Source organism: Sporosarcina sp. CAU 1771 (assembly GCF_054482775.1).
In genome coordinates this window covers 40488-48911 of record NZ_JBTLRN010000026.1, presented here as the reverse complement: position 1 = coordinate 48911, position 8424 = coordinate 40488, and the positions used below count along the sequence as shown (strand labels likewise).

Genomic DNA, 8424 nt, shown 5'->3' with positions numbered 1-8424 from the left:
GTATAATGGACATAAGGGCACTCTCTCCTGTCTTTATGTTTGTGTGGTAACTTACATTATACAGGATTTGGGGAGGTGCTCTATTTTTTATGCCTAGAAACCCTTGGTATGTAAGGGCTTGGAATTATGAAATTGACTCAATTAAGTAAATAGAAAACACCTTTCATTAAATGGACAATAGCCATTTACATGAAAGGTGTTTTTCATTCCAACAAATCAATCGATGTATTTAATTATTACAATTTCATCAAACGTTTGAATCGACTTTTCTGCAGGCCATATGGGCATGTCCTTAAATTGAGCCGTTTCTTTAATTATCTCAATTTCTTCTGGAGATGCAGCTTCAATTGTGTAACCAAAAAAGTGTTCAAATGCTTTTTGGTAGTGATCGGTTTGTGCTAAGAATGTTTCTCCGGTTGTCCCGACCATTCTTGGAATTTGACGGGGAATCGTCTCGGAAGTAAGTTCCGAGTAAAGTGGTGCACGTCCAACAACACCAATCTTCTCTACTTCATCATACGTTTCCAAACGTTCGATTCGGTCAAGTACTCGGTTTGCTAAATGCATGGACTTTTCATAGCGCAATTCCATGTTCATGTAAGCAATATTTGCGATAATAGCAAAGTTAAGTATCGTAGCTCCTAAAAGAACAGTCGTTAGTACGCCGCTCAAATAACCCCAGAACTTTATCTTGCCAAGATTGATTTGATCCATCATAATCGCTAGAAATATGTAGACGGTTGTGAGACTGAAAACCATTAACATATGATATTCAGATTCAAGCGATATGAAGTAAACAATGTAATTACTGAATGGCAATGTAAAGATAAGTAAAGCGAGTACAACTAAGTGCAAAGGCTTCATATAGATTTTCTTCTTTATTATCCATACAACCATACCAATTACAACTAAGCTAAGAATCATGATGTTTAAAATTTCTAGAAAGTTATATTGATCGTGCGAGTAGATACTAGGAAAGAAAAACGCTTTAATCGAATCCTGAATATCTTCGATACGGTCAGGAATGTCACTGAAGCTGACTTTTCCAACTTTATCAAGACCTTGATAACTCGTGATTTTACCTTGGAAAAAGTTCGTGTAAAGTTTATAAACGACCAAATATAAACCCATTCCAAACCCGGTCATCATCGCAAATCGTGCGATATAAACCGATAATTGTTTTCCGGTACTTTCTGAAAATAAAATAACTGAAAGTAAAAAGAATGTGATAAATCCTAAAGCTACAGAAATATTCGCCTGGTAGATGCCGACACCTAACATTAAAGCAATCGCACCTGCAACAAATCCATATTTATAGTTCTTTGTTAACACGATTCCGAAAATCGTTAAAAGCGTTCCAAACATATACCCGTCAGCCGTAAACATATAGGCAAACGTTGAGCTGACACTTGGGAAGGCGACAATAATCCCAGAAACTAATATGATCGGGACTTTATGTTTCAAATTAAAGAGCGAAACAACGCAGACCGCAGTGAGAGCTAAGAAGAAAATCGAAAATAGACCGATGATCCAAGGTAAGTCAAAATAGGAACTCATTCCACTTGCAGGACCTAGGAAGAAGCGTCCAGATGTTACTTTTGCTTGAGAGCTGTATATATTGTACATTCCATCATGATTAGGTAACCGATTTACAAATACATAAAAATGAGTTAATAAACCAATTACGAATGTCGAGATAAATGCAAGCCGCCATTGAGGCGTAATATACGTTTTCGCTCGTTCTACTAAATTGTCAGGCATACTATTCCTCCATGTTTTACTAAATATCAACACTCAGTATAGCCTTTTAATGTAGGGTTATCAATTATCGCTTTAAAATTGCAATGCAATTTAAATTCACACATGTTTTTTTGACTTAACCTATTCTTAACCTTTCATCTATACAATGAGGGGAATCATAAAAGAGTAGGAGATGAATAGAAATGACAGAAACAATTGGAATAGAACAAAACTCCTTGAAAAAGTGGATTGTTCGCATCATGGTAGGTATTGCGTTTATCTTTGCCTTTTCACCTCAACCAACCTCGGCCCAAGAAATATTTTCAGATGTCAACCCGTCAAATAGTCATTATACAGGCATTTTGGAAGCTTATGAAAATGGGTTTCTATCTGGGTATCCAGACGGTACATTCAAGCCGGCGCACACATTGTCTCGGGCTAACGTTACAAAGTCTTTAGGAAAACTTGTTTTGATAAAGTCGGGTGTCAGCTTAGCCAACTATGACTTTTCGAATGCGGTTCCATTTAAGGATGTGCCCGCAACACATTCAGACAACGAGCTTTATAAATATTCAATTATTGTGAAAGAAGCAGGTATTTTCACAGGAAGCAACAATAATTTATTAGCAATGAATCTAATGACTCGCCAACAAATGGCGAAAGTATTAGTCAATGCGTTCGATTTGAAACGTGTGCCTGGCCAACAATCTAAAGTGATTGACGCCAACTTAGCGGGGGAGGAATTCCGCGAGTACATTCATATTTTATCCGAAAATAATGTAACGACGGTCACGAATTTCCGTCCGGGTGAAACAACAACACGCGCACAGTTTGCTACATTTTTAACAAATGCAAACAATGCTGCAGAAGGGAATCAGCCTGCGCCTCCTGGTCAGCCTGAGATACCTGTTCGTCCTGAACCTACGCCGGTGCCAGAACCAGAGCCTGAACCAGTGGTTGCACTATTTGCGAAAGATTTACTGCCAATTACCTTTTCTGAAATCTTTAGTGATTCATATAAAGAAGGATTGATGCCGAAAACGATTCCTGTCGTTTATAGTGATGAAACTGAAAAAGATCATTCCGTTACTTGGAATAAAAGTGTTGGGAATTTACCAGTAGGTACACATCAGTTAGTAGGCAACGTGAAAGATACTACTTTCACTGTACCTTTAACTGTCAATGTAGCAAAATTTGTATTACCTACTTTTCCAGGATTGCCTGGGGACCCAGTTATTATTGTTCCAGTTCCGCCCAATGCACCAGCTGAATATAAAACAGCAAATGCATTAATAGTCAGTTTGCCACTTGATGTGAAAAATGCAGGAAATGCATTGGAAGCAACACAAAAGTGGACTTTAGCAGATAATGCAGTAGGAATTGTTAAAAATAAATACCCTCAATATAATGTTTCCAATTGGGATGGTGTACTAAGTGCACAAAATAAATTAATTGAAAAACGTCATTTGGATACATCTGAAGCAAGAAGCGCAGCAACAGTTGCTATTCATAACTTATATGCGCAAATCAAATATGTAAAAGATCCAGCAATTGCACAAGGCCAAATTAATGCCGCGAAAGATAAGCTCAACGCTTATAAAATGCTTGATAAAAAGGCAAACACTACAACAATGACAGCTGATATAAATCGTTACCAAGTTATTGTGAATGACTTAAAAATTGTATTGGCTGCGATTGATGAAAAGAATATGAGTTTACTTATTCCTAATAAATCAGCCGATCAACCAGGCTATGTTTTATTATGGCCTCAAGACAACCGTGTAGAATCCGCTTGGTTTTTCTCAAAGGGTTCTGAGTATATAGACTTTAATAAGAAGGAATTACTTCGAGACTCTGCATTTTTTGGCGATAACAGAAGCTTCGAATTTACTGCATCCGTATATAAAGGTTCTGTCTCGGCCCATAGAGTATTTGGATTGTTTTTGGAACCTAAAAGATTCTTGGGGGCGGATTACATTGTAGGTGGACTACTGATGTTCCCGCCAGATCCACTAGTTATTCAAGTAGAATTGTAAAAAGAGTTTAAAGTCGGCCAAACAACACTAGTTGTTTTGGTCGATTTTTCATGTTCCGCGATATAGGTCCTTATGGATTAAATGAAGTATTTACGCTATACTATAGCCTGATGTAGACTAGTTATACCTGAATTATTCGATACTCAACTAGTGAGTGCAAAAGAAATCCTTGAACGAAGAAAGGGTAAGTAAATATGACGTTATTATCAATTGTCCTTCCTGCATATAATGAAGGAAATATGATTCTTAAAGCTACGGAAGTGATTACAGCACATCTTGAAAAAGAAAATATTCCAATCGAAATTATTTTCGTTAACGATGGTTCGAAAGACAACACTTGGCAGGAAATTCAAAAGGCTAGTGAACAATATGACCATGTTACGGGCGTGTGCTTTTCAAGAAACTTTGGAAAAGAAGCAGCTATTTTAGCGGGATTAAAACAAGCCAAAGGTGATTGCTGCATTGTAATGGATTGTGATCTACAACATCCTCCGGAAACGATGATCAAGATGTATGAACACTGGTTAAATGGTTATGAAGTCGTCGAAGGCGTTAAAGCTTCTCGAGGAAAAGAAGGCGTCTTAGATGGATTTTTTGCCAAATCATTTTACTCGATTATAGATAGAGCTACCGGATTTGATATGGCGAACTCATCAGACTTTAAGTTGCTTGATCGCAAAGTAATCGATGAGTATTTAGAGTTGCCAGAAAGAAAATTATTTTTTCGAGCGTTGTCATTTTGGCTAGGTTTTAAAAGCATCACCGTTGAATTTGATGTAGGTGAACGTGAAGTAGGCAATACAAAGTGGTCTTTTTATTCATTAACTAAATATGCAGTTGGCAATATAACGTCATTTTCAACCGCACCAATGCAGATTGTGACGATGTTTGGTTTCTTCTTCTTTATTTTTGCCTGTGTACTCGGCTTCCAATCATTGGCCAACTTTATAAGGGGCGAATCACTTGAAGGATTTACAACTGTTATCTTATTACTTCTCGGAATTGGTAGCGTTATTATGATGAGCTTAGGAATTATCGGATACTACATCGCTAAAATATATGAAGAGACAAGAAAAAGGCCAAGATACATTGTATCTGAAACAGCTTCCTCAAAAAGGGATTCCCTATGAAATCTTTGTTTGATGAAAAGCTATGGAAGTTTATCCTAGTAGGTATTATAAACACAGTTGTTGGAACGACAATCATGTTCGGCCTGTATAATTTGGCGGGAGCATCGTATTGGTTTTCTTCTACAGCCAACTACACGTTAACAAGTATTTTAAGTTATTTCCTGAATAAGTATTTTACATTTCAAAATAAAGATAAGTCGATTTGGGTAAGTGTCCGTTTTGTCATTAACATCGCCGTTTGCTTTGGGTTAGCCTACGGCGTCGCCAAGCCATTAACCTTGATCCTACTGTCCGACTACAGTCTAGTCGTGCAAGAAAACATCGCAATGGCCGTTGGTATGGTATTGTTCACCGGGTTTAATTATCTAGGCCAGCGATTCTTCGCTTTTAAAAATTAATTATTGAAACACATGAATTCCCACTACAAAGCGTAGTGGGAATTTTTTTGTTGGAATGAACTCCTCCGTTGAGTGCGTGAACTCCGCGGTCAAGCCGTTGAACTCCGCCGTGGCGCACGAACTCCGCGGTGTCGGCATCGAACTCCCCCGTGGGGTGCATGAACTCCGCGGTCGAGCCGCTGAACTCCGCCGTGGCGCACGAACTCCGCTGTGCCGGCATCGAACTCCCCCGTGGCGCGCGTGAACTCCGCGGTCAAGCCGTTGAACTCCGCCGTGGCGCACGAACTCCGCTGTGCTGGCATCGAACTCCCCCGTGGCGCGCGTGAACTTCGCGGTCAAGCCGTTGAACTCCGCCGTAGCGCACGAACTCCGCTGTGTCGGCATCGAACTCCCCCGTGGGGTGCATGAACTTCGCGGTCAAGCCGTTGAACTCCGCCGTCGCCCCCGAACTCCGCTGTGCCGACATCGAACTCCCCCGTGGGGTGCGTGAACTCCGCGGTCAAGCCGTTGAACTCCGCCGTGGCGCACGAACTCCGCTGTGCCGACATCGAACTCCCCCGTGGGGTGCATGAACTCCGCGGTCAAGCCGTTGAACTCCGCTGTCGCCCCCGAACTCCGCTGTGCCGGCATCGAACTCCCCCGTGGGGTGCATGAACTCCGCGGTCAAGCCGTTGAACTCCGCCGTGGCGCACGAACTCCGCGGTGTCGGCATCGAACTCCTCCGTGGCGCGCGTGAACTCCGCGGTCAAGCCGTTGAACTCCGCCGTCGCCCCAGAACTCCGCTGTGCCGACATCGAACTCCGCCGTGGGGTGCGTGAACTCCGCGGTCAAGCCGTTGAACTCCGCCGTGGCGCGTACGAACTCCGCCGTTGCGTGCACGAACTCCGCGGTCAAGCCTCCGAACTCCGCCGTCGCCCCCGAATACGCCCATTAGCCCCCCAACTTCCCACACCAAATACATAATCAGAAAAGTAGTAGTTAAGTAGTCTCAAATGTTGAATTTTCAAAGCGGGACATTACCTAATGTGATAAACTGTTGATAGAAAACTAGAGTAGTTTATTACAATAAGAGTTAGGAGTTTTTTAATGAATCAGCTGATGAAAAAAGTAATTCCCTTTTTATTCGCAGTGCTATTAGTTGTTCCATTTACCGCAAATGCGGCGGCACAAGATGATATTTCAAATCACTGGCATAAAGAGTTTTTGCTTGAAATGGTAGATAAGGAAATCATGAAAGGGTATGGCGATGGGATCTACAAGCCCAATGCACATATAACGCGTGGTCAATTTGCGATTATGATGAAACGTGCTCTGCATTTGGAAATGCCAGTTGAAGGTGTTATTTTAACAGACGTCACTGATGACGAGATGTTAGCTGCTGCAGGTGCAGGCCTGATTACTGGTTATCCAGATGGAACGTTCAAACCAGGAAATAACATTAGTCGTGAACATATGGCTGTTATAATTAAGCGGGCGCTTGATTATATGAACGTTGCGGATCGGACTAAGACACTTACATTTACAGATACTACCGATATTTATAAAGACTATCAATCCGCAGTAAGCAATGCGGTTCATTACAAAATATTCGAAGGCTCACCAACGAATGGCGGTTTATATTTCAGGCCAGCCGCCAATGCAACACGTGGCGATGCGGCAAAAGTACTTTCTCGATTTTTAGAGGCGCTTGAAGTAGAAGACGATACGCCACCGGTTGAGGAAGAAAAACCACCAGTAGTAGAAGTGCCTGAGCTAACTTATGACGTTGCATCCATACAAGAAGATGGTTCGACTAAGCTAGTCAAGAAGTATAAAAGTTATACTGAAGCGCTTGCCGCTATGAAAACTGGACAAGTCGTTCAATACGGAACTTCCATTTTGAATATGCCAGGCGGAATCGTTGTTTCGAAACCTACTGTTGCAAGTAGTTTAACGATTATATATTCGAATTCTAACTTAAACAGACAACTTACTTATGTTTCTGCGGATACTGAACTTGAATATGTCGCTTCAACGGATCAATATGTACAGATCAAGGTTGCAGGAAAAAATGGATTTATTAAACATGAAAATGCGATCCTAATGCCTTGGAAAGCAGTAAAAGAGCGTTCTTACTACCTTGCAAAAGGCGGTATTTTGACACATTATGTTTATTTGAACCACAGTAAAAAATTCGTTACCTATCAAGCTGGGAAAACGGCAAGCTTCATGCAAGAAGGAGCTAAGTACTACAGCTGGGACGGAATAAATTACTTTAATACGAACGGTACTAAAGCGGGCGAGGCATATCAGTACTTCCAATACCTACCTGCACGCAGCAAGACAAACTATACGGCTGAGGAAATCGATGCGTATATCGTAAAAATGCTTACCCAACTAGAAATAGATAATCCGAAATCGTATCCAAATGCGCTTGAAAAAAGCAAATTGGTTGGTTTGGGTAAATATTTAAAACAAATGGAAGCTGATAAAAAAGTAAATGCTCTCATGATGCTAGCGTTAGCGCAACATGAAAGTGCTTATGGATTGAGCAATCATGCTCAGAAATATAACAATCTGTTTGGACTTTATGTCTATGATGACAATCCTTTAAATAAAGAGTTTGTTTCACCGCAAGCTAGTATTGATGAGCTTGTGAATGCATTCTTAAACAGAAACTATATTCCAGCAGGAGCTGTTCATTCAAACGGAGCTGTTTTTGGAAATAAAGCAATGGGCTTCAACGTGAAATACGCTTCCGATCCGTATTGGGGAGCGAAAGCAGCTGGCCACTTATACAGAATGGACAAAGCGATGGGCGGAAAAGATTTGGCGAATCCTTATAAAGTAGGGATTTCAACATCCGTTTCACCGGCACTCAACGTCCGTGTAGGCCCTGGTACTTCGAATAATACGGTGTTCACATACAAATTTGGTATGCCGTTCATTATTTTAGAAGAAGCTAGTCCAAAACCATGGTTGAAAATCGTTTCCGATTCATTAAATTATGATGAGTTATATCTATCTGGTGACTATGTAAAAGAGATTCCACAAATAAAATAAGAGAAGCGTGTCTTAACTAGAAATTAGTTAGGACACGCTTTTTTTGTTTGGAATGAAGTGCGAATTGCGTGGAGTGTG

Annotated in this window: 5 protein-coding genes; 4 read left to right on the top strand and 1 reads right to left on the bottom strand. The window is 40.9% G+C overall.

Annotated elements, in window-relative coordinates; all coding sequences use genetic code 11:
* Positions 1 to 216: 216 nt before the first annotated feature.
* On the bottom strand, positions 217 to 1761 hold the full coding sequence (locus tag ACXYMX_RS14400) for a glucosyltransferase domain-containing protein (protein WP_459044948.1): 1545 nt from the start codon (positions 1759 to 1761) through the stop codon (positions 217 to 219).
* A gap of 182 nt (positions 1762 to 1943) precedes the next feature.
* On the opposite strand from ACXYMX_RS14400, the gene ACXYMX_RS14395 reads away from it, so the two are divergent.
* The 4 genes from ACXYMX_RS14395 to ACXYMX_RS14380 all read left to right on the top strand — a co-directional run bounded on the left by ACXYMX_RS14395 (position 1944) and on the right by ACXYMX_RS14380 (position 8346).
* Positions 1944 to 3776: an S-layer homology domain-containing protein gene (locus ACXYMX_RS14395; protein WP_459044947.1), complete on the top strand. Its 1833-nt coding sequence runs from the start codon at positions 1944 to 1946 to the stop codon at positions 3774 to 3776.
* Between the two features lie 194 nt (positions 3777 to 3970).
* Positions 3971 to 4906 (top strand): glycosyltransferase family 2 protein, encoded by a 936-nt coding sequence (locus ACXYMX_RS14390; RefSeq protein ID WP_459044946.1) that lies wholly within the window; start codon positions 3971 to 3973, stop codon positions 4904 to 4906.
* Entirely contained in the window at positions 4903 to 5304 is a 402-nt protein-coding gene (locus tag ACXYMX_RS14385; RefSeq protein WP_459044945.1) for a GtrA family protein, read from the top strand. Before ACXYMX_RS14390 ends, ACXYMX_RS14385 begins: the two co-directional genes overlap by 4 nt.
* Before the next feature lie 1086 nt (positions 5305 to 6390).
* The gene (locus ACXYMX_RS14380; RefSeq protein WP_459044944.1) at positions 6391 to 8346 is read left to right on the top strand and encodes an S-layer homology domain-containing protein; all 1956 of its coding nucleotides are present in this window, start codon (positions 6391 to 6393) and stop codon (positions 8344 to 8346) included.
* The last annotated feature ends 78 nt before the right edge of the window (positions 8347 to 8424 follow it).